Genomic DNA, 19,889 nt, shown 5'->3' on the forward strand with positions numbered 1-19,889 from the left:
CGTCGCCAAAGGCCATGGTGATATCTTCCATGTCGTCAGGTGTGCCGGCGTAGGTTACAACAGCGTGAGAAAACATCAGGGCCAGTGCAAGGAATAGAGCTGCAGCGTTATTTCCCGGCATTGTCATTGTTCCTGATATGGGTGCAAGTGCTGAGTCGGTACCAACGCAGTGTTTGTTGGTCTGTATGTGGAGGGAAGTTTATGTTTTTACCTTCAATTTGGGTTTGGCCTTGTTGAGCATTTTGATGCGCTCTTCCAAGGGAGGTTTTTCGTTGGGGTCTATCCGAATATCAAGGATTGTTGGGCCTTGGCGCCGGGTTATGGCCGCCATATCAAGCCGAATAAACTCATCAGGAGAGTCAATGCGAAAAGCGTTGGCTCCCAATGCCTTGCCGTAGGCGCAAAAGTCTACCGATGGCAGCTCATAAGCAATTGGCTCTGCCCCGGCCATTTGTTGTCCGTGCTTTACTGTTCCGAGGGCACCGTCATTGAGTACAACGAATATCACAGGAATCTTTTCTGTGACTGCGGTTGTTATTTCTTGTCCGCTCATAAGCAGAGCGCCATCACCAGTAATGCATACCACCGGCCCGTTTGGTTTGCACATCGCCGTGCCTACAGCGACGCCGATAGCCCATCCCATGGAAGAAAATCCCATGCCCAGCCGCACATCACCGCCTTCGGGCCGGCGTGCGTTGTTCACGGTGTTACGCCGGTCGTAGGGGTGGAGATAGTGGATGGCCCACAGGAAGCTGTTCCCTATGTCGGCAATGTAGCGTGTATTGGGCGGGAACCTGCGAGACAGGTCGTACATCAGCCGTTGCGGTTTATATGGTATGGAGTTTGAAAAATATTTGTGTTCGTTGCTTAAGGCGAAATGGCGTGTAACGGGTGGAAGGCCCTCGTTGGTTCTGCGGTTAGAATCCTGTCTACGTCGGTCACGCGCCAAACCGTAGATTCCGTAATCTGTGTCCTGGACTGACTGTCGTCTGTCTTGAGTGCGGCGTTCAAAAGGTGTTTTCGGGGGTTGATTGTATATTTTTTCGGCGTTGACGGCTGTAACGGTGTTTGAGCGCGCGTTTCGGATCTGCTCTGAGTGGGCACGCGCCTGATTCAACAAGCGCGTCATTACTGCGCGGATGTCGCCATGGATATGTTGCCGGGCCATCGGTGCCCGGGAAAAACTTTCCGGGCTGTCGTCCATGAATATGGATTTGCTGCTAAGCAATCCGCTGGGCGCCCAACCGTTGGTGGCCAGTTCATCCAAATCTGATCCTATAACTACGACCAGGTCGATATGGCGGCTTAGGAGCAACTCGTGGGCGGTGGAATGGCCGGCCAAGCCGAAGATTCCCCTGAACAGGGGATGGTAGGCGTTAACAAGACCTTTGCCTTGCGGCGTCGCGACGATGTATGCGGAGAACAAGTGGCATACTTCCAGTATTTCCTCCACAGCTCCGCGGGAACGTGGCCCGATGACCAGTACAGGGAATCTGGCCGCAGCCAGTGCGAACAGCAACTGTTTTACGGCGTTTTCGTCAACGGTGTTTGAGTTGCACATCAGGGAGTCGAGGTTGCTGTAGGGGGCTTCCAGGGTAATATTCCGCCGGAACACGTCCAGCGGCACGCTGATATGCGCAGGTCCTTTCGGTGCGTGCAGGGCGGCGTTGACGGCACTTACGAGTTTTCGTTCCAGCTGGTTGATGTGGGATACGAGCGAGCTGAAGCGGGTGCAGTGTTCGTACATGGCGACGGTGTTGATTCCCGTGCACGACGATTCCTGTACGCCGCCGCGGCCGAAGGTGGGCAGCGGGGTCTGGGCCGTGATGGCGAGCAGGGGGATCTGGTCCTGGTAGGCGGAGGCAATGCCGGTGATCATATTGGTGGCGCCCGGTCCGGTGGTGGCGCAGCAGACGCCGATTTTGCCGCTCTCCCGGGCGTAGCCGTCCGCCATGAAGGCGGCGCCGGCTTCGTGGCGGGCGACCACCGGGCGTGGTCCGCCCCGTCTCTGGCTGCGGGCCAGGGCATCGTAAAACGGCTCGATGCCGCCGCCGGGAATACCGAAGACGTATTCCACTCCCAGTTGTTCCAGATAGTGAATGATGAGGTCGGCGCCGGTAAATGAGTCCTGTGCCGGCGAGACGAGCGCCTCGTTGGCCAGGGTCTCGGTAGACTCTGAATGGTGCATGGGCGTGTACTTCCCGCAAGCGTGCTTACTATCAAAAATAAGCAAGGGATCAGGCCGTTGCAAGGTGAGGGATGATTTCGCCACGGGAGGCGCCGAAAACGGTGATTGCGTCGTCATACCACCTGCCGCGCCGTGTTCATACTTGTGGGAACGGCCCCGGCCGCGATGGCATGGCCCGAAGGCACCTGCGAACATGTTGACCTGTTGATCTGGCTGGATGTTGAACAAGGCTCTCCCGGGCTTTTTCAAGGTTCAAGGCCGGCCGTTGCATACGCTGTTTACGGCTGCCGCACATGTTCAATGACTTATCGTCATTGAATATGACGGTGCATCCACATACCGCACACAGCCTGTTGAAAAACGAAGTTTTTCAACAGGCTGCCAGAGGTGGTCCCGGCTTCAGGCAGGGCTGATGCGGGGGTGGGCGGCGCGGTATTCGTTGATGGGCGCGACGCCGCCGGTGTTGTTTCCCTGCACATAGTCCACCCCGATGTTGCGCAAGTGTTCCATGACCGCATTGCTTTCCACGCATTCCGCGATGGTTTTTTTGCCGAGTATGTGGGCAATCTCGTTCATGGAGCGCACCATGGTGAGGTCGAGATCGTTGTGGGCGATGTTTCTGATGTAGGAACCGTCGAGCTTGAGATAGTCGGTGGGCAGCTGGCGGAGATACTGATAAGAGCAATAGCCGGTGCCGAAGTCGTCCAGAGCGAAGCGGCAGCCCACTTTTCTGAGCCTGCGGATCATGCGCTGGGTTTCGGTGATGTTGGCCACGCTGGCGGTTTCGGTGATTTCAAAAATGACGCGCTGCGGCTCGAGGCGGTGGTGCTTCAGGGTGGCCTGGATGTAGTGGATGAGGTCGGGGTCCTCAAAGGCGCGCCCGGAAAGATTGATAGCCAGGCAATGAATCCAGCGGTGCGTCGCCAGATGCTCCATGGCACGGTTGATCACCCAGCGGTCCAGGGCATGAATCTGGCCGGCTTTTTCCACCGCGGGGATGAACGTTGCCGGGGTGACCAATTCCTGGTGACCGGGTGAGTGCAGGCGCAGCAGGGCTTCGTAGTGATGCACGGCCCGGCTGACGGTATCGACGATGGGCTGTATGTGCAGCTCCAGTTGTTGTTCGGCAATGGCCTGGCGGACGCGGTGGGCCCAATCGACGGTATGGCGCAGTTCTTCGCTGTCCCGGTCTGCAGGGTTGTACACATGCACGAGGTTGCGGCCCCGGTTTTTGGCCACGAAACTGGCCTTGTCCGCCCGCACCAGATGTTCCGCAGCACCTGCCTGGCCGCCGTCCAACAGGCTCACGCCAATGCTGCAGCCCAGGGTCAGGCTTGTGTCGCCGGAAGAGAAGGTGTGGTCGTTGATGGCTTTGATGATGGCCTCGGCGACAGCGATGGCCTGAGGCCGGTCGGTATGGGTGAGCAACAGGGCGAATTCATCGCCACCCAGGCGGCACAAGGTGTCGGCACTTCGGGTGCGGGCGGCCAGCAGTTCCGACACCTCCTTGAGGATGAGGTCACCTTCCCTGTGCCCCAGGGTGTCGTTGAGCATTTGAAAATGGTCGAGATCGATGTAGAGCAGGGCGTGGGGCGCGCCCGAGCGGGCACCGCTGGCCAGGGTGTGCTCCAGGCTCATTTCGAAGTAGCGCCGGTTGTAAAGGCCGGTAAGGCTGTCGTGCATCGCCATGTGTTCCACCTGTTCCATGGCGCGTTTGCGCTCGGTGATGTCCGTCAGGTGGCCGACGATGGCTTCCACGCCGTGCACCGGATGCTGGCGGCAGTCCAGGGTGATCTCGGCCCAGAGCACCTCGCCCTGTTTGTTCTGCAGGCGCAGTTCCTGTTTGTGGTGCAGTGTCCGGCCCTCGGCCAGGGATTTCATCACGCTGCGGTAGTGGCGCCGGTCTTCGGTGTGAAGAAACTCATGCAGCGGCCGCCCCAGGGTGTCGCGCACTTTATGTTGACTGAGCTGTTCCCAGGCCAGATTCAAAAAGCGCAGCCGGCCTTTTGTATCCAGTTCGAAGACCACCGCGCCGAGGTTGTCCAGCAGGCGTTGATGGGCGTCGGCGATTTTCTGATAGTTTTCTTGCACCGTTCGCAGCGCGTGACCGCGCTGGGAGAATTCCTCATTGTTGGTCAGCCAGTCGTCGCGCCGCAGGGCCATTTCGCAGATTTCGCGCAATTGATTGGCGTGGAAGGGCTTGGCGATGAAATCCACGGCCCCGTCCAGCATGAGCTCTTCACAGCGCTCGGCGGTGCCGTCGGCGGTCATGATGACCACGGCCTGGCGGGGCTTGAGTTTCAGCATTTCATTCAACACTTCCGGCCCTGCCAGTTTGGGCAGCATCACGTCCAACAGCACCAGGTCGTAGTTGCCTTCGCGCCAGCGGGTCAAACCGGTGCGGCCATCGGTGACCACTTCCACCTGGAAACGGTGCCGCAGCATGCGCGAGGCCAGTACGGCGGTGTCAGGATCGTCCTCGATGATGAGCAAGGAGGGTTTGGGCACGAACTGGCCGCTGTCTTCCAGCAACTCAGTAACGGTATCCGCCAGGATCTGGCGACGCGCCAGCGGCAGTGCCAGGAAACGGTTGATGCCGAATTCCCTGGCGCTGCTTTCCGCGAGGCGCTCGCTGTAGGTGGCGGAGACGGCGATGATGGGGATGGTGCTGGCAGAGCTGAACAGGCCGGACCGCACCATGCGCGCCAGGCGCCAGCCATCCAGGTGCGGCATGTGGATGTCGGTAATCAACACATCCACCTTGCTCAGCTTGAGCTGGCGGATGGCAGCGCGGCCGTCACCGGCTTCTTTGATATGGGAATACCCCGCCTGTTTGAGATTGCGGGTAAGGAGGTCGCGGGTATCGGGGGAGTCGTTGACGATCAATATTCGGGGGATGCGGCCGCTTTTGAGGCTGCGGCGGCGGGGCAGGGGGATAACGCGTTCACCACAGACGGTCATGGGGCGCTACCCAGGCGGCAACAGCGACGCCTTCGGTGCGGCTGCCGCCTGCCCGCCGCGCATATCGCCGGGTTGTTGACCCAAATGCCGTCCATGCCTGCCATGCCCACACTCCGATTTGGGCGCCAAGAAAATTGCAAGAGATGCTTGCCTTAGGCTTTTAGCACTCCGAAACCGGGGTGTCAAGAATGGCCGAGCCCTTATGGGCCGAGGTGAACGGGATCGATGGCCGCGGCGTTGACAGCTTGTTGAAAAAGGCTGTTTTTCAACAAGCTGTGTGCGGTGTAGGGCTGCACCGTCATTTTCTTGGTGACGATAAGTCATTGAAAATGTAAGGCCGCCGCAAACCGTGTTGGCAGCCGCCGGCGTTGAAAAAGGCCAGGAAGGCCTTTTTTAACATCCTGTTAAAGTTCCCCCGGGGGCGGCCGTTTCATGCCATGAGGTGTTCGGGGCCCCATGAACCGGCGTCCAGGCGGCGGGTTGATCGAATCCGTGGCAGCTCTGGCAGCCTGACAGCGGTCATGTAGAAGCGGCGTCATATTGAGACGCGCCAGCCCGGTGTTTCCACACTTCGCAGCAGCTCGCTTATCGCGGTCTGTCAGGACTCATTCAGACCGTTCGCAGCAATCTTCTGTGATGGTTGTTGCCAGCGGCGGCGGACTGGGCCGTGCAGCCCGTGACACAGGATTATTGTCATGCAGAACATCGTCGACGGCGCGCCGAAAAAATCACTTTCTTTGCGCACCAAGATCAATCTGGCCATCGCGCTTATTTTTGTGCTGGTGATTGCTTCAGTCACCTTTTATTCCAGTCAGCGCCAGCAGGAGGCCACGTTGTTGTTGGCCGAGCAGCAGGTCAAGGACATGTCCACCATGTACTTCGACAGCCTCAACACCATGATGCTGACCGGCACCATGAGCGAGCGTGGGATCTTGCGCAAGAAAATGTTGCGCCGCAACCATGTGCTGGAAGCGCGGGTGGTGCGGGGCATGCCGGTCAAGGGTCAGTTTGGGGAGGGCATGCCGGAAGAACAAGCGGTGGATGAGTTGGACCAGCGCGCCTTGGCCGGTGAAGATGTCCTGGTGGTGAAGCGTGGCAAAGAAGGCCGGGTAGTCACTGTGCTGACCCCTTTCCGGGCCACCACCAACACCCGCGGCGTCAACTGCCTGCAATGTCACCAGGTGCCCTCCGGGGCGGTCAATGGCGCCATCCGCATCAGCTATTCCCTGGCCGATCTGGATGCTGCCGTGCAAAAGGAACTGTGGATCGGCGCCGGTGCCAATGTTCTTTTGTTGGGCTTGGGCTTGGTGTTGGTGAACCTGTTGCTGCGCAACTGGATTTCGGTTCCCCTGCGTTCTGTTATGGACGCCGTGAGCCGGCGGGCCCAGGGCGACCGGCAGGCCCGCTCCAATGTGATGAGTTACGACGAGCTGGGGCAACTGGCCCGCGCCTTTAACAAGATGGCCGACAAGGTGGACGAAAGCGCCGACCGCGAGCGCCACAACGCGGAGGAGCTGTGCCGCAACGTCAACGAACTGTTGTCCGTGGTCAGCCGCGCCGCCGCGGGTGATCTGAGCGTTGAAGTCAATGTCGTCGGTGGCGGTGCCATAGGCGAACTGGGGCGTGGCTTGCAACAAATGATCGAGGGTCTCAGGGGCCTCATGGAGGAGCGCCGCCAGGCCATCGAGGATCTCCAGGCCAAGGTGGACGGCATGCTGGCCATGGTCACCCGGGCGGCGGGTGGCGATCTGACCGGCACCCTGCCCGATCTGGGCGAGGATGCCATCGGCCGCCTGGGCAAAAGCATGCAATGCATGGTGGACAAACTCAGCGGCCTGGTGAATCAGGTGCAGCAATCGGGTATCCAGGTCACCTCCTCGGCCACCGAAATCGCCGCCACCGCCAAGCAACAGGAGGCCACGGCGGCGGAACAGGCGGCGACGGTCAATGAAATTGTCGCCACATCAACGGAGATATCCGCCACCGCGAAGGAGTTGCTCAACACCATGGAAGAAGTGGCCCACGTGTCCGAGGCCACCGCCGAGGCGGCCGCCAATGGTCAGTCGGGCCTGGAAAAAATGGAAGCCACCATGCACCACGTGGTGGACGCCTCCGCCTCCATCGCCTCCAAGCTGGAAGTGCTCAACGAAAAGGCCAGCAACATCAACACCGTGGTCACCACCATCACCAAAGTGGCGGACCAGACTAACTTGCTGTCGCTGAATGCCGCCATTGAGGCGGAAAAAGCCGGCGAATACGGCCAGGGCTTCGCCGTGGTGGCCACCGAAATCCGCCGCCTGGCGGACCAGACCGCCGTGGCCACCTGGGACATCGAGCAGATGGTCAAGGAGATGCAGTCGGCGGTGACCGCCGGCGTGATGAGCGTGGAGAAATTCTCCGAGGAGGTGCGCCGCAGTGTGGCGGAAGTGGAAACCGTCGGCCATCAGCTGGTGCAGATCATCGAACAGGTGCAGGCGCTCACTCCCCGCTTCGAGACCGTGCACGAGGGGATGCAATCCCAGGCCCAGGGCGCCGAACAGATCAAGCAGGCCATGATCCAGCTCAACGAGGCGGCGCAGCAGACCGTGCAGTCCCTGCGGCAGTCCAATTCCGCCATCGAGCGCCTGAACGACGCCGCCCATGGCTTGCAGCAGGGGGTGTCCCGTTTCAAGGTGAAAAAGCGGGACAGCGACGGCGGTTCGTGGCTGGCCAGTGCCTGAGGCCCGCTGGGGACCTCCCCGATGTACTTGCTGTTTGCAGTGGCCGACGAGCGTTTCGGCATCAATGTGGCGGAGGTGGTGGAAGTCATCCCCTGGGTGCCCTTGCAGCGCATGCCGCAGGCGCCCGCCTGTGTGGCGGGTATTTTCAGCTATCGCGGCACGGCCGTGCCCGTCGTTGATCTGTCCTGCCTGTTGGCCGAACAGCCTTCCACCCCCCTGTTGAGCACCCGCATCGTGCTGGTCCGGCGGCCGGGGCCGGGTGCCGCCATGCTGGGGCTGGTGGCCGAGCGGGTGACCGAGACCGTCAAATTCAAAGAGGGCGATTTTATTGCCACTGGCGAGGGGGAGTCCGGCTTTGCCGGCAAGCTGGCCATGGACGAGGCCGGCATCATCCGCTGCCTGGACTTGTCCGAACTGCTGCCCCGCGAGGCGCTGGCCCGGTTCAGCGGCCTCAATTTGGAAGGCCACGGCAACACAAGGGGCGCACCAACGTGAGCTTGCGGCAAATCGAGCTTATGCTGCGGGAGCAAACCGGCCTGGACAGTGAGTCGGTGGGCAGCGCCACCATCAGCCGCGTGGTCCAGCAGCGCATGCAGAGTCTCTCACTCGGTGCCCTGCGGGAATATATCGAGCTGCTCAGAACCGATTCCGAAGAGCGGCAGCGCCTGATCGAAGACGTGATGGTGCCCGAGACCTGGTTTTTTCGTGATGGCGAGCCCTTTCGCCTGCTGGCCGAGTACCTGGCGGGACCGCAGTGGTGCAAGCCTGCGGGCCTGTTGCGCGTTCTCAGCGTGCCCTGCGCCACGGGGGAAGAGCCCTATTCCATCGCCATGGTGCTCAAGGATCAGGGCTATGGCCCCGGGCAGGCGCGGGTGACGGGGGTGGACATCAGCCGGCGGGTGCTGGCGCGGGCGGAACAGGCGGTTTATGGCCCCAACTCCTTTCGTGGTGATGAGGGGCACTATCTGGCGCGTTATTTCCAGGCGGAGCCTCACGGACAGGTGGTCTGTCAGGCGGTGCGGGAGATGGTGGAGTTTCGCCACGGCAATCTTCTGCACGATGTGATCCTCGGGGGGGTTCCCCAATATCACATTGTGTTTTGCCGCAATGTGCTCATCTACTTTGACCGCGAGTTGCAGGATCAGGTGCTGGCCCGGCTGCACCGCTTGCTGGTGCCGGGAGGCTTGTTGTTTGTGGGGCACGCCGAGGGGGGGCGGGTGCCCCGGGATCGCTTTCAAGTTGTGGACCGCTCCGGTGCCTTTGCCTACTGCAAGCGCGACGCCCCTCTGGCGGCAGCCATGGGGCCGAAGGAAAGGCGGCGCAAGAAGCCGGGGCCGGGACCGGGCAAGGGGTCCGCCGCGAAGCATTGTGGCAAAGAAGCGGTGCAACGTCTGCGCCGCCAGGCGCGGGCAGAGCTGAAGCATATCCCCCTGGCCGGGCGTGAGGAGCGTCCGGACCTGGACGAGGCGGAACGCTTGGCGGACCAGGGGCGCCTGGCCGAGGCGGCGCGTTGTTGCGAAGCCCATTTGAGCCACAACGCCGCCTGCGCGGACGGCTACTACCTGCTGGGATTGATCCGCCAGGCCCAGGGTCAGGAAGACACGGCCTATCGCCTGTTCCGCCAGGCCGTCTATCTTGCCCCCCTGCACAGCCAGGCCTTGATGCACCTGGCTGTGCAGGCGGAAGCGCGGGGAGAGCGGGATGCCGCCATATTGTTTCGCATGCGGGCGGAGCGGGCACTGGGCAACACGGGTGACAGCGCGCGTTCATAGCGCAAAGCGGCCGGGAGCGGGTCATGCAGGGACACCGAAAGCCTGAACCAAACGCCGTCTCCGGGGTGGGCGTGGACGACTGCTGGAACCGCATCGGTGTCTGGGGCCAGGGCGGGGAGCGCTGCCCCGAGTTGGAACGAGTCGTTCACTGCATCAACTGCAAAGTTTACGCGGCCAGCGGCCGCCGCTTGCTGGATCGCGCCGCCGATCCCGCCTACCTGGCCGCCTGGGGCAGACAGCTGCGCGAAGTCAAGCGCAGCACCAATACCCGCACCGCTTCCATACTGATCTTCCGCATTGCCGACGAATGGCTGGGTTTTCCCGCCAGCCTGTTCCAGGAAGTGCTGGACGTGCGCCCGGTACACAGTCTGCCCCACAACAACAGTCCCGCGCTCAAGGGCTTGGTCAATGTGCGGGGGGAATTGCTGCTGTGTGTCTCCCTGGGGCGGCTGCTGGGCATCGACCGGGCGGAAGCCGGCGCTGCCCGTGATGCCACCAAGCGCCTGGCGCGCATGGTAGTCATCGCGGAGGGGACCACCCGGTATGTGTTTCCGGTCAACGAGGTCAAGGGCATCCACCGCTATGCGGAAGCGGAACTGCGCGGCGCCCCGGCCACGGTCAGTCACAGCAGCTCGAACTATCTGCGCGGCATGTTGCGCTGGGACGGCCGGCAGGTGAGTTGTCTGGACCCGGCTTTGTTGTTTGCCGCGCTGCACAGGGTGGTGGAATGAGCGAGCGTGACAGTCCCCTGGCGGACCATTCCATGCTGGAGCTGTTCCGCATGGAAGTGGACCAGCATACCGCCGTGCTGACCGACGGTCTGTTGCGGCTGGAGGAAGGGCCCGCCGGCGCGGAGCAGATCGAGCCGCTCATGCGCGCCGCCCATTCCGTCAAGGGCGCGGCCCGGCTGGTGGGTATCCGTGATGCCGTGGAACTGGCCCATCTCATGGAAGATGTGCTGGTGGCGGCCCAAAAGGGCGAGCGCGTTCTGGAACCCGGCGTCATTGATGTCATGCTGCGGGGTGTGGACATGCTGATTCTGGTGGCGGAACTCAGCGAACACCCCGGTGGGCAGCTCAGCGCCGCCCAGCAAACGGAATACCAAAGCCTGCTCGAAGATTTGCGGGCCATCATGGCGGGCCGGCTGCCGGAGGGGCGGCGCGGGGAAGCGGATGAACGCCCGGCCAGCCCCGACGCGGCGGCTCAGCCGGCGCCCGCCGGGGAGGCGGAGAAGGCGGGGCCGGTGGTGGCGCCGCCCGCCCGTCTGGCCTCCTTCGGCGATGCTGCGGCTGCGGCGGCCATGCTGGCCGTGTTTCGCGACGAGGTGGCACGCTCGCGCAGCGTGCTCATGCAGGGACTGGCAACTTGGCAAAGCCCCCCCAGCCGCGAATTTGTGGCGCCGCTGCTCCATGCCGCGCGCGCCGTCAAAGGCGCCGCCCGCCTGCTCGGACTGGGTGACGCGCAAGCCCTTGCCCAGCAGTTGGAAGCTTTGTTCAGCGCCGCCAAGCAGGGCGCGGAGCTTGCCGCGCGGACGCTGGAGCAGATGGTGGCTGCGGTGGATTTTATTGACCGCATCGCCCAGGCCGGTGGCGGTGCCCATCTGAGCCGGGAAGAGCAGGAACGCTACATCGCCCTTTGTCAGGCGCTCAGCGACGGGGGAGGGCGGGGCGCGGTGTCCGCTGCGGACAAGCCGGTCGGGCCTGAATCACCGTCTGCGGCGGCGCCGGCGCCCGCCGCCGGAGGGGGCGCGGAGGACAGTCCGCCAGCGGACCGGGAAGGGGCGCCGGTCCCCGCCGCCCACCGGCCCAAGGCGGAGCAGGAGGCAGCCGGGCGGGTACTGCGCATCAGTGCCGGGCAGCTCAACCGCCTCATGGGCTTGGCGGGTGAGTCCATGGTGGAGGCGCGTTGGCTCAGGCCTTATGCTGAAAGCCTGATCCGCCTGAAACGCCGTCAGTTGGAGCTGGTTACCCTGCTCGATGCCCTGCGCGAATCCCTGGACGGCGAGTTGGACCGCGACCGCTTGCATCGGCTCCTGCGGGAGGTGCAGGGCCGGGCCGCCGACTGCCGCCACATTCTCGCCGACCGTCTGGCCGAGCTGGAATCCTACGACCGCCGGGCGGTGAACCTGTCCAGCCGTTTGCACCGCGAAGTGGTAGCCAGCCGCATGCGTCCCTTCGGCGACGGGGTGCAGGGTTTTCCCCGCATGGTGCGGGACGTGGCCCGTTCCCTGAACAAACAGGTGCAGCTGCAAATCGACGGTCAGAGCACCCTGGTGGACCGCGACATCCTGGACAAGATCGAAGCGCCCCTCAATCACCTGCTGCGCAACGCCGTGGACCACGGCATGGAACCGCCGCAGGAGCGCGAGGCGGCGGGGAAGCCGGCGCGGGGCACCATCCGGCTGTCGGCCTATCACCAGGCGGGCATGTTCTCCGTGGTGGTGGAAGACGATGGCCGCGGCGTGGATTTGGACAAGCTCAGGCGCAAAGTCATCGAGCGGGGGCTGGTTAGCGAAGACATGGGCGCCCGGCTTACCACCGCTGAGTTGATGGAGTTTCTGTTTCTGCCCAATTTCAGCACCCGCGACCAGGTGACCGAAATCTCCGGCCGCGGCGTGGGCCTGGACGTGGTACACGATGTGGTGCAGGAAATGCGCGGCATGGTGCGGGCCACCTCAGAGCCGGGCAAGGGCACACGCTTTCAGTTGCAACTGCCGCTCACCCTGTCGGTGATACCGGCCTTGCTGGTGGAGATCGGTGGCGAGCCCTATGCCTTTCCCCTGGCCCGTATCGAACGCATATTGCAGGTGCCCGCCGGGGCGGTGCGGGAGATGGAGGGCTATCAATACATCAGCGTGGCCGACCACCACATCGGCCTGGTGGCCGCCAGCCAGGTGCTGGGTGTCGCCGACGGGGCCGGCCGGCGGGAGGAGTTGTCGGTGGTGGTGCTGGGCGAACGCAAAAGCTCCTATGGCGTTGTGGTGGACCGCTTCCTGGGCGAGCGGGATCTGGTGGTGCACGTGCTGCCGCCGCAACTGGGCAAAATCAAGGACATCAGCTCGGCCGCCCTGATGGAAGACGGTGCGCCGCTGCTCATTGTCGATGTTGACGACCTGCTGCGATCCATCGAGAAAATGGTGGGCGTGACGCGGCTGGAACGGGTGGCGGGCGGCCCGGACAGCGGGCGCCACACCTCGCGCAAGCGCATTCTGATCGTGGACGATTCCATCACTGTGCGCGAAGTGGAGCGCAAGCTGCTGGAGGGCTGCGGCTACCAGGTCAACGTGGCGGTGGACGGCATCGACGGTTGGAACGCCTTGCACGAAGGCAAGTTCGACCTGGTGATCACCGACATCGACATGCCGCGCATGGACGGGATCGAACTGGTGCGCACGATCCGCAAAGATGCCCAGTTTGCCCGTCTGCCGGTGATGATCGTGTCCTACAAAGACCGGGAGGAAGACCGCCTGCGGGGGCTGGAAGCCGGTGCGGATTACTACCTCACCAAGGGCAGTTTCCATGACGAGACCTTGAAAGAGGCGGTGGTGGAATTGATCGGGATGGCGGCATGAGAATCGCGGTGGTCAATGACATGAGTCTGGCGGTGGAGAGCCTGCGCCGGGTGCTGACCAATGCGCCGGCGCACGAACTGGCCTGGGTGGCGCGTGACGGCGAGGAAGCGGTGCAGCGGGCGGCGGAAGACCGGCCTGATCTGATCCTGATGGACTTGATCATGCCGCGCTTGAACGGCGCTGAGGCTACCCGCCGGATTATGGCCGTCAGTCCCTGCCCCATCCTGGTGGTTACCGCTTCGGTGGGGGGGAATGCCTCCTTGGTCTTCGAGGCCATGGGCGCCGGAGCCCTGGATGCCGTGCGCACGCCGGTGCTGGCGCAGCAGGGTGGTGCCGGCGCGGCGACGCTGCTGGACAAAATCGCCACCATTGAAAAACTGGTGCGTCCCGTGCCCGCGCGCCGCAGCCGCTTTTCCGCCCCCGTGGCCGAGGCTGCTGCTGTCGCGCGCAAACCCTTGCTGGCCCTGGGCGCGTCCACTGGCGGGCCCAAGGCGCTGGCCGCTGTGCTCAGTGCTTTGCCACCGGACTATGCCGCCGGCATTGTCGTCGTCCAGCATGTGGATCAGCAGTTTTCCGCGGAACTGGCCGCCTGGCTGGATGCCCAGACGCCCAATCTGGTCGTGCGCCTGGCACGGCCCGGGGACAGACCCGAGGCTGGTCTGGCGCTGGTGGCCGGCACCAACGATCATCTGATTCTGGATGCGTCTCTGCGTCTGGACTACACGCCCGAACCGCGCGAGCAGGTGTACCGGCCTTCGGTGGACGTCTTTTTTGAAAGCGTCGCCGCCCGCTGGCGGGGCGACGTGGCCGCCGCCCTGCTCACCGGTATGGGGCGCGATGGTGCCATGGGATTGCTGCGCCTGAAACAGGGTGGCGCCCACACCATCGCCGAGCACGAATCCACCTGCGCCGTCTACGGCATGCCCAAGGCGGCGGCGCAACTGAACGCGGCGCGGCAGATCCTGCCCTTGGGTGATATTGCCCCGGCGCTGGCCCAAGTTTTCCGTCCCTGCGCCGATACAGGGTCCAGAGGCGCAGCATAATGAGTGACTCCCAAAACCCGGCGAACGAAGAGCCCGGCGGCGGTGTATCGTGCACCGCGCGCGTGCTGCTGGTGGACGACCAGGCCATCGTGGCGGAAGCCATACGCCGCATGCTGGCCGAGGAGAGCCAGGTGGTGTACCGCTATTGCGCTGACCCGGCCCAGGCCATCGCCGAGGCGGTGGAATTTCAGCCCACCGTGATTTTGCAGGATCTGGTCATGCCCGACATCGACGGTATGATGCTGCTGCGCTTTTTTCGGGCCAACCCGGTCACCAAAAACATCCCCGTCATTGTCATGTCCACCAGGGAAGACCCGAAGATCAAGAGCGAGGCCTTCGAACTGGACGCCAGTGACTATCTGGTGAAAATCCCGGACAAAATTGAGTTGATCGCCCGCATCCGGGCCCATTCGCGCAGCTACCTGGCGCAACAGGAGCGGGACGAGGCCTACCGCGCGTTACGCGAACTGCAGATTGAGCTGGAAAAAAAGAACAAGGAGCTGCAACGTTTGTCGAGCCTGGACGGCCTGACCGGCATCGCCAACCGCCGCCGTTTCGACGAATACCTGGAGCAGGAGTGGCTGCGCGCCGCGCGGGGCGGCAAGCGGGTGTCGCTGATTTTGATCGATATCGACCACTTCAAGGCCTACAACGACAATTACGGCCACCAGGGTGGTGACTGCGTGCTCAGACGCGTGGCCCAGGCCTTGGAAAGCGATATCCGCCGCCCCGGCGATCTGGTCGCCCGCTACGGCGGGGAGGAGTTTGCCGTGATCCTGCCGGACACGGACCTGGAGGGGGCGGCCCAGGTCGCCGAAGGCCTGCGGGAAACGGTGGCGGCACTGGACATTGCCCACGCCCATTCCTCCACCGCCTCCCATGTCACCATCAGTCTGGGCGTGGCCAGCATCACCCCCCGCGAAGGGGGTCTGCCCGCCACCTTGATCGAGGCGGCGGACAGCGGCCTGTACGAGGCCAAGCGCAAGGGCCGCAACGGCTACTGTTGTGCCCCGGCGGCGGGCAAGCCGGGCGTGGACGATGCGGCGGTGGCGGCGGGTTAAGACGGTCCCGTGGTTTTTTGCTGCTCTTCCTGCGGGCGGCGCTGGTTGGGGTAAATGCGGGCGGTTTTGACCGTGTTGGCGCTGGTGTGGGTGATCTCGATGGGGTAGCCGGCGATTAACAGGCTGGTGCCCGGTTCCGGTATCGTCTCCAGGTACTCGATGATCAGGCCGCTGAGGGTTTTGGGGCCGGTTTCGGGCAGCTCCCAGTGCATCAGCCGGTTCAGCTCCCGTACGTGGGCGGCGCCGTCCACCAGGTAGCTGCCGTCTTCCTGAGGATGCACCTCGCGCAAGGAAGAGGACAGGTCGGTGGTGAATTCACCGACGATTTCTTCCAGAATGTCTTCCAGTGTCACCAGCCCCAACATATCACCATACTCATCCACCACCATGGCGATGCGGCGTTTTTCCCGCTGAAAGTTGAGCAATTGAGTGGTCAGGGGCGTGCCTTCGGGAACAAAATAAACCTCGTGGGCGGCGGTCGCCAGGGTGTCCCGGGTGAGCTTGTCCTGCGCCAGCAGGTGCATGGCCGTGCGCACATGGATGATGCCGGTGACGTTGTCGATGCTGTCCCTGTACAGTGGCAGCCGGGTATGCTGGCTGGTGGTGAGTTGGCGGATGATGTCGTCCAGATCCTCGTTCAGATCCAGGCCCTCGATCTCATTGCGGGGCACCATGATGTCATCCACCTTCACCTTTTCCAGATCCAGGATACTCACCAGCATTTGTTGATGGCGGCGCGGAATCAGGGCGCCCGCCTCGTTCACCACCACCCGCAGTTCTTCCCGGCTGAGTTGGTGCATGGCGCTGCCTTGGGGCGCCACGCCCGCGAGCCGCAGCAATCCGTTGGTGATGCCGTTGGTCAGCCAGACGACGGGATAGAGCAATTTGAGCAGCGGCGTGAGCACGCGGGCGGCGGGAAAGGCCAGCCGCTCGGGATGCAGCACCGCCAGGGTTTTGGGGGTGACTTCGGCGAAAATCAATATCACCAGGGTCAGCAGGGCGGTGGCGATGGCGATGCCCGCGTCGCCGTACAGGCGCATGGCGATGACGGTGGCCAGGGCCGAGGCCAGGATGTTGACGAAATTATTGCCCAGCAGGATGAGCCCGATCAGCCGGTCCGGCCGCGCGAGCAAAGCACTGGCCAGAATGGCGCCGCGGTGCCGGGATTCCACCAGGTGGCGGAGGCGGTAGCGGTTGAGGGACATCATGGCGGTTTCCGAGCCGGAGAAGCAGGCGGAGACCACGATCAGCACCATCAGCGCGGTGAAAAGCAGGCTGAGCGGAAGATCGTCCATGGACAATCAGTGACCCAACAACACCTCTGCCACCCACTTGCTGCCGAGGTAGGCCAGGAGTAATGTGACAAAGCCGCTCATGGTCCAGCGGATGGCCGTGCGGCCCCGCCAGCCGAAGCGCCAGCGCCCCAGCAGCAGCCCGGCGAAGACCAGCCAGGCTATGATGGACAGCACGGTTTTGTGGGCCAGGTGCTGGGCGAAGATGTCATCGATGTACATCATGCCACTGGCCAGAGAGAGGCTTTGCAGCACAAAGCCCAGGCCGATCATCTGAAACAACAGGGTTTCCATGGTTTCCAGGGGCGGCAGGGCCCGGACAAAGCCGCCGGGTCGTTTGTGGCGCAGATTGTAGTTCTGAATGGCCAGCAAAATGGCCTGCACGCCGGCCATGCTGAACACGCTGTACGCAATGATGGAGATGACAATATGGGCTTTGATGCCGGCCGCCACGTTTTCACTGACCAGATGGGTGGAGGGGACCGTCGCTTCCAATATCATGGACACCGCTGCCAGTGGCAGCACCGCTATCCCCAGATTTTCCACCGGCCTGAACAGGGCGACAAGCAGCACCAGTTGGGCGATCAGCCAGCCCAGGAGGGACAGGGCGTTAAAAAAACCCAGGTTGACACCGCTAACTACGAAGATGTTCTGATAAAGCACGTAAGCGTGCAGCAGTGCTGCCACCAGGCCGGTGGCCAGCAGGCCGTTCTTGGAGCGCATCACCTGGGTCCGCTGACTCAGGCGGAGTATCAGGCCGACGCCGGTGACGGAGTAAAGGATGATGGCCAGGATGGCGATATAGGTGATATTCATGGAAACTGGTAGCATGCCGCCGAGCGGGAATGATGGCACAGCTTGAGGCACGAGACCAAGGCCGGGCCCCTCCGGCTGCTGCCGTCGGTGCGGCGGCCATGGTACTGGACTGCCGGACTCCAAAACAAGTGCGGTGACTGATGGAACTCAAGGTACTGGGATGCAGCGGAGGGATAGGGCGCGGGCACCGCACGACATCCTTGCTGGTGGATGACGATGTGTTGATTGATGCCGGCAGCGGTGTCGGCGATCTCGACTTGTCTCAAATGGCGGCCATCCGGCATGTCTTTCTGACTCATTCCCACCTGGACCATATCGCCTTCATTCCCTTCATGCTGGACAGCGTGTTCGACCGGGTCGGGCAGGCGCTGACCGTGCACGGCCTGCCCGAGACCATTAAAGCCTTGCAGCAGCATATCTTCAATTGGCGCATCTGGCCCGATTTTTCCGTTCTCCCCAGCGCCGACCGCCCCGTGTTGCGCTACGCGCCCATGGAAGCGGGGCAAGGCGTGGAACTCAAGGGGCGGCGTTTCGAAATGATCCCCGTGGCCCACGCCGTGCCGGCGGTGGGCTACCGGGTGTCTTCCCCCGGGGGGGCGTTTGCCTTCAGCGGCGACACCTCCACCAACGACGCTTTCTGGGACGCCCTGAATGCTGCTGCCGGGCTGGATGTGCTGATTGTCGAAACCGCCTTCTCCAACGCCGAACTCAAACTCTGCCACCTGGCGAAACATTACTGCCCCAGCCTGTTGGCGGCAGACATGAAAAAACTGCGTCATCGCCCGGCCGTGTGCATCACCCACAACAAGCCCGGGGAAGAAGAGACCATCCTCGCGGAAATCCGCGCGGCCCTGCCCGACTGGCCCTCCCTGCGCCGCCTCAGCGGGGGAGAGGTCTTTTACTTCTGATCCCGGGCGCCCCCCGACCCCGACCCTTCGCGTATAATCCCCCTCCTCGGCTTCTCACGTATTACAGTCACCCGTGACGGAAAACCATGTTTGACAACCTCAGCGAACGCCTGGGCCACACCCTCAAGCGCCTGCGCGGCCAGGGCCGCCTGACCGAAGACAATATCAAGGATGCGCTGCGCGAAGTCCGCATGGCCCTGCTGGAGGCGGATGTGGCCCTGCCCGTGGTGCGCGAATTCATCAAGCACATCCGCGCACGTGCCGTGGGCCGCGACGTGCTGGGCAGCCTGACTCCCGGCCAGGCCTTCATCGGCGTGGTGCGGGACGAGCTGGTCGCCCTTATGGGGCAGGCTAACGAAGCGCTGCAACTCAACACCCAGCCCCCCGCCGTCGTGCTCATGGCCGGCCTGCAGGGGGCCGGCAAAACCACCACGGTGGCGAAACTGGCGCGCCTGCTCAAAGAGCGGCACAACAAAACGGTCATGGTTGTCAGCTGCGACGTCTACCGGCCGGCAGCCATTGCCCAGCTCAAGACGCTGGCGGATGAGGTGGGCGCCCTCTGGTTCCCCAGCGAGGCCGACCAGGACCCCGTTGCCATTGCCCAGGCGGCCCAGGTGGCGGCGCGCAAACAATTCGTGGACGTGTTGCTGGTCGACACCGCCGGGCGCTTGCACATCGATGCGGACATGATGGCGGAGATCCGGCGCCTGCACCAGGCGGTGGCGCCGGTGGAGACCCTGTTCGTGGTGGACAGCATGACCGGCCAGGACGCGGCCAACACCGCCAAGGCCTTCGGCGAGAGCCTGCCACTTACCGGCGTTGTTCTCACCAAGGCGGATGGTGATGCCCGCGGCGGCGCCGCCCTGTCCGTGCGGCAGATTACCGGCTGTCCCATCAAGTTCCTTGGTGTGGGGGAAAAAACCGGGGCCCTGGAGCCCTTTCACCCGGACCGGGTCGCGTCGCGCATTCTCGGCATGGGGGACGTGTTGTCCCTGGTGGAACAGGCCCAGCGCAGCGTGGATCAGGGCAAAGCGGAGAAGCTGGCCCGAAAACTCAAAAAAGGCCGGGGTTTCGATCTGGAGGATTTCCGCGACCAGCTTCAGCAAATGCGCAATATGGGCGGCATCGCCAGCCTGATGGACAAAATGCCGGGGATGTCCAACGTCCCCGATTCGGTCAAAGAACAAGCCAGCGACAAAGAATTTCACCGCATGGAAGCGATCATCAACGCCATGACACCCCAGGAGCGCAGCGCGCCCGACATCATCAAAGGCTCACGCAAGCGCCGCATCGCCGCAGGTTCCGGCACCCGGGTGCAGGATGTTAACCGGCTGCTCAAACAGCATGCCCAGATGCAGAAAATGATGAAGAAATTTTCCAAGGGCGGAATGAAAAAAATGCTTCGTGGCATGGGTGGCCGCCTGCCGTTTTGAGACTGGGATTGCGCCGGAGCGGGAAAACGGGTCAACCGTGCAGGGTGCCAGGAGCGCCAAGCCGCTGTTGTCCGCGTCAACGGGCGGCGCGGATACCGGCGCACCAATGCGGCCGGGATCAGAA

The 19,889-nt window shown here is 63.0% G+C and carries 14 protein-coding genes; 10 read left to right on the top strand and 4 right to left on the bottom strand.

Annotated elements, in window-relative coordinates:
• Nucleotides 1-199: 199 nt before the first annotated feature.
• Together ENJ19_02860 and ENJ19_02865 are read right to left on the bottom strand one after the other, a co-directional pair.
• On the bottom strand, nucleotides 200-2,416 hold the full coding sequence (locus ENJ19_02860) for a thiamine pyrophosphate-binding protein (protein ID HHM04667.1): 2,217 nt from the start codon (nucleotides 2,414-2,416) through the stop codon (nucleotides 200-202).
• Nucleotides 2,417-2,587: 171 nt separating this feature from the next.
• Nucleotides 2,588-5,149: an EAL domain-containing protein gene (locus tag ENJ19_02865; GenBank protein ID HHM04668.1), complete on the bottom strand. Its 2,562-nt coding sequence runs from the start codon at nucleotides 5,147-5,149 to the stop codon at nucleotides 2,588-2,590.
• A 695-nt stretch (nucleotides 5,150-5,844) separates the two neighbouring features.
• Between ENJ19_02865 and ENJ19_02870 the strand changes: the two genes are divergently transcribed.
• Genes ENJ19_02870 through ENJ19_02905 form a run of 8 tightly spaced genes read left to right on the top strand, consistent with a single transcriptional unit; the run spans nucleotide 5,845 to nucleotide 15,316 of the window.
• On the top strand, nucleotides 5,845-7,869 hold the full coding sequence (locus tag ENJ19_02870; GenBank protein HHM04669.1) for a HAMP domain-containing protein: 2,025 nt from the start codon (nucleotides 5,845-5,847) through the stop codon (nucleotides 7,867-7,869).
• A 21-nt stretch (nucleotides 7,870-7,890) separates the two neighbouring features.
• Nucleotides 7,891-8,364: a purine-binding chemotaxis protein CheW gene (locus ENJ19_02875; GenBank protein ID HHM04670.1), complete on the top strand. Its 474-nt coding sequence runs from the start codon at nucleotides 7,891-7,893 to the stop codon at nucleotides 8,362-8,364.
• Complete coding sequence (locus tag ENJ19_02880; GenBank protein ID HHM04671.1) at nucleotides 8,361-9,641, top strand: methyltransferase domain-containing protein; 1,281 nt, start codon at nucleotides 8,361-8,363, stop codon at nucleotides 9,639-9,641. The genes ENJ19_02875 and ENJ19_02880 overlap by 4 nt, the downstream gene beginning before the upstream one ends.
• A complete protein-coding gene (locus ENJ19_02885; protein ID HHM04672.1) occupies nucleotides 9,571-9,687 on the top strand; it encodes a hypothetical protein in 117 nt (38 codons plus the stop codon). The genes ENJ19_02880 and ENJ19_02885 overlap by 71 nt, the downstream gene beginning before the upstream one ends.
• Nucleotides 9,665-10,372 carry a purine-binding chemotaxis protein CheW gene (locus ENJ19_02890; protein ID HHM04673.1) on the top strand — a complete coding sequence of 236 codons (708 nt, stop codon included), beginning with the start codon at nucleotides 9,665-9,667 and terminating at the stop codon, nucleotides 10,370-10,372. The genes ENJ19_02885 and ENJ19_02890 overlap by 23 nt, the downstream gene beginning before the upstream one ends.
• Nucleotides 10,369-13,212: a hybrid sensor histidine kinase/response regulator gene (locus tag ENJ19_02895; protein ID HHM04674.1), complete on the top strand. Its 2,844-nt coding sequence runs from the start codon at nucleotides 10,369-10,371 to the stop codon at nucleotides 13,210-13,212. Before ENJ19_02890 ends, ENJ19_02895 begins: the two co-directional genes overlap by 4 nt.
• The gene (locus tag ENJ19_02900) at nucleotides 13,209-14,255 is read left to right on the top strand and encodes a chemotaxis response regulator protein-glutamate methylesterase (GenBank protein ID HHM04675.1); all 1,047 of its coding nucleotides are present in this window, start codon (nucleotides 13,209-13,211) and stop codon (nucleotides 14,253-14,255) included. Before ENJ19_02895 ends, ENJ19_02900 begins: the two co-directional genes overlap by 4 nt.
• On the top strand, nucleotides 14,255-15,316 hold the full coding sequence (locus ENJ19_02905) for a diguanylate cyclase (protein ID HHM04676.1): 1,062 nt from the start codon (nucleotides 14,255-14,257) through the stop codon (nucleotides 15,314-15,316). Before ENJ19_02900 ends, ENJ19_02905 begins: the two co-directional genes overlap by 1 nt.
• Here the strand turns inward: ENJ19_02905 and ENJ19_02910 are convergent.
• Together ENJ19_02910 and ENJ19_02915 are read right to left on the bottom strand one after the other, a co-directional pair.
• Nucleotides 15,313-16,611 (bottom strand): HlyC/CorC family transporter, encoded by a 1,299-nt coding sequence (locus ENJ19_02910; protein HHM04677.1) that lies wholly within the window; start codon nucleotides 16,609-16,611, stop codon nucleotides 15,313-15,315. The two genes, ENJ19_02905 and ENJ19_02910, sit on opposite strands and share 4 nt — an antisense overlap.
• A 6-nt stretch (nucleotides 16,612-16,617) precedes the next feature.
• A complete protein-coding gene (locus ENJ19_02915) occupies nucleotides 16,618-17,439 on the bottom strand; it encodes a cytochrome C biogenesis protein (GenBank protein ID HHM04678.1) in 822 nt (273 codons plus the stop codon).
• Nucleotides 17,440-17,564: 125 nt separating this feature from the next.
• On the opposite strand from ENJ19_02915, the gene ENJ19_02920 reads away from it, so the two are divergent.
• Both ENJ19_02920 and ENJ19_02925 read left to right on the top strand, forming a co-directional pair.
• Nucleotides 17,565-18,332 carry a 3',5'-cyclic-nucleotide phosphodiesterase gene (locus tag ENJ19_02920; protein HHM04679.1) on the top strand — a complete coding sequence of 256 codons (768 nt, stop codon included), beginning with the start codon at nucleotides 17,565-17,567 and terminating at the stop codon, nucleotides 18,330-18,332.
• An 86-nt stretch (nucleotides 18,333-18,418) separates the two neighbouring features.
• Nucleotides 18,419-19,765, top strand: coding sequence for a signal recognition particle protein (locus tag ENJ19_02925; GenBank protein HHM04680.1), 1,347 nt, complete (start codon nucleotides 18,419-18,421; stop codon nucleotides 19,763-19,765).
• The last annotated feature ends 124 nt before the right edge of the window (nucleotides 19,766-19,889 follow it).

Source organism: Gammaproteobacteria bacterium (assembly GCA_011375345.1).
Taxonomy (GTDB): Bacteria; Pseudomonadota; Gammaproteobacteria; order DRLM01; family DRLM01; genus DRLM01.

Bases quoted from the DNA above. Each gene is read 5' to 3' on its own strand.
- ENJ19_02920 (HHM04679.1), top strand. From the start codon at position 17,565: ATGGAACTCAAGGTACTGGGATGCAGCGGAGGGATAGGGCGCGGGCAC.
- ENJ19_02915 (HHM04678.1), bottom strand. From the start codon at position 17,439: ATGCTACCAGTTTCCATGAATATCACCTATATCGCCATCCTGGCCATC.
- ENJ19_02895 (HHM04674.1), top strand. From the start codon at position 10,369: ATGAGCGAGCGTGACAGTCCCCTGGCGGACCATTCCATGCTGGAGCTG.
- ENJ19_02910 (HHM04677.1), bottom strand. From the start codon at position 16,611: ATGGACGATCTTCCGCTCAGCCTGCTTTTCACCGCGCTGATGGTGCTG.
- ENJ19_02900 (HHM04675.1), top strand. From the start codon at position 13,209: ATGAGAATCGCGGTGGTCAATGACATGAGTCTGGCGGTGGAGAGCCTG.
- ENJ19_02925 (HHM04680.1), top strand. From the start codon at position 18,419: ATGTTTGACAACCTCAGCGAACGCCTGGGCCACACCCTCAAGCGCCTG.
- ENJ19_02875 (HHM04670.1), top strand. From the start codon at position 7,891: ATGTACTTGCTGTTTGCAGTGGCCGACGAGCGTTTCGGCATCAATGTG.
- ENJ19_02870 (HHM04669.1), top strand. From the start codon at position 5,845: ATGCAGAACATCGTCGACGGCGCGCCGAAAAAATCACTTTCTTTGCGC.
- ENJ19_02890 (HHM04673.1), top strand. From the start codon at position 9,665: ATGCAGGGACACCGAAAGCCTGAACCAAACGCCGTCTCCGGGGTGGGC.
- ENJ19_02885 (HHM04672.1), top strand. From the start codon at position 9,571: ATGCCGCCATATTGTTTCGCATGCGGGCGGAGCGGGCACTGGGCAACA.
- ENJ19_02905 (HHM04676.1), top strand. From the start codon at position 14,255: ATGAGTGACTCCCAAAACCCGGCGAACGAAGAGCCCGGCGGCGGTGTA.
- ENJ19_02865 (HHM04668.1), bottom strand. From the start codon at position 5,149: ATGACCGTCTGTGGTGAACGCGTTATCCCCCTGCCCCGCCGCCGCAGC.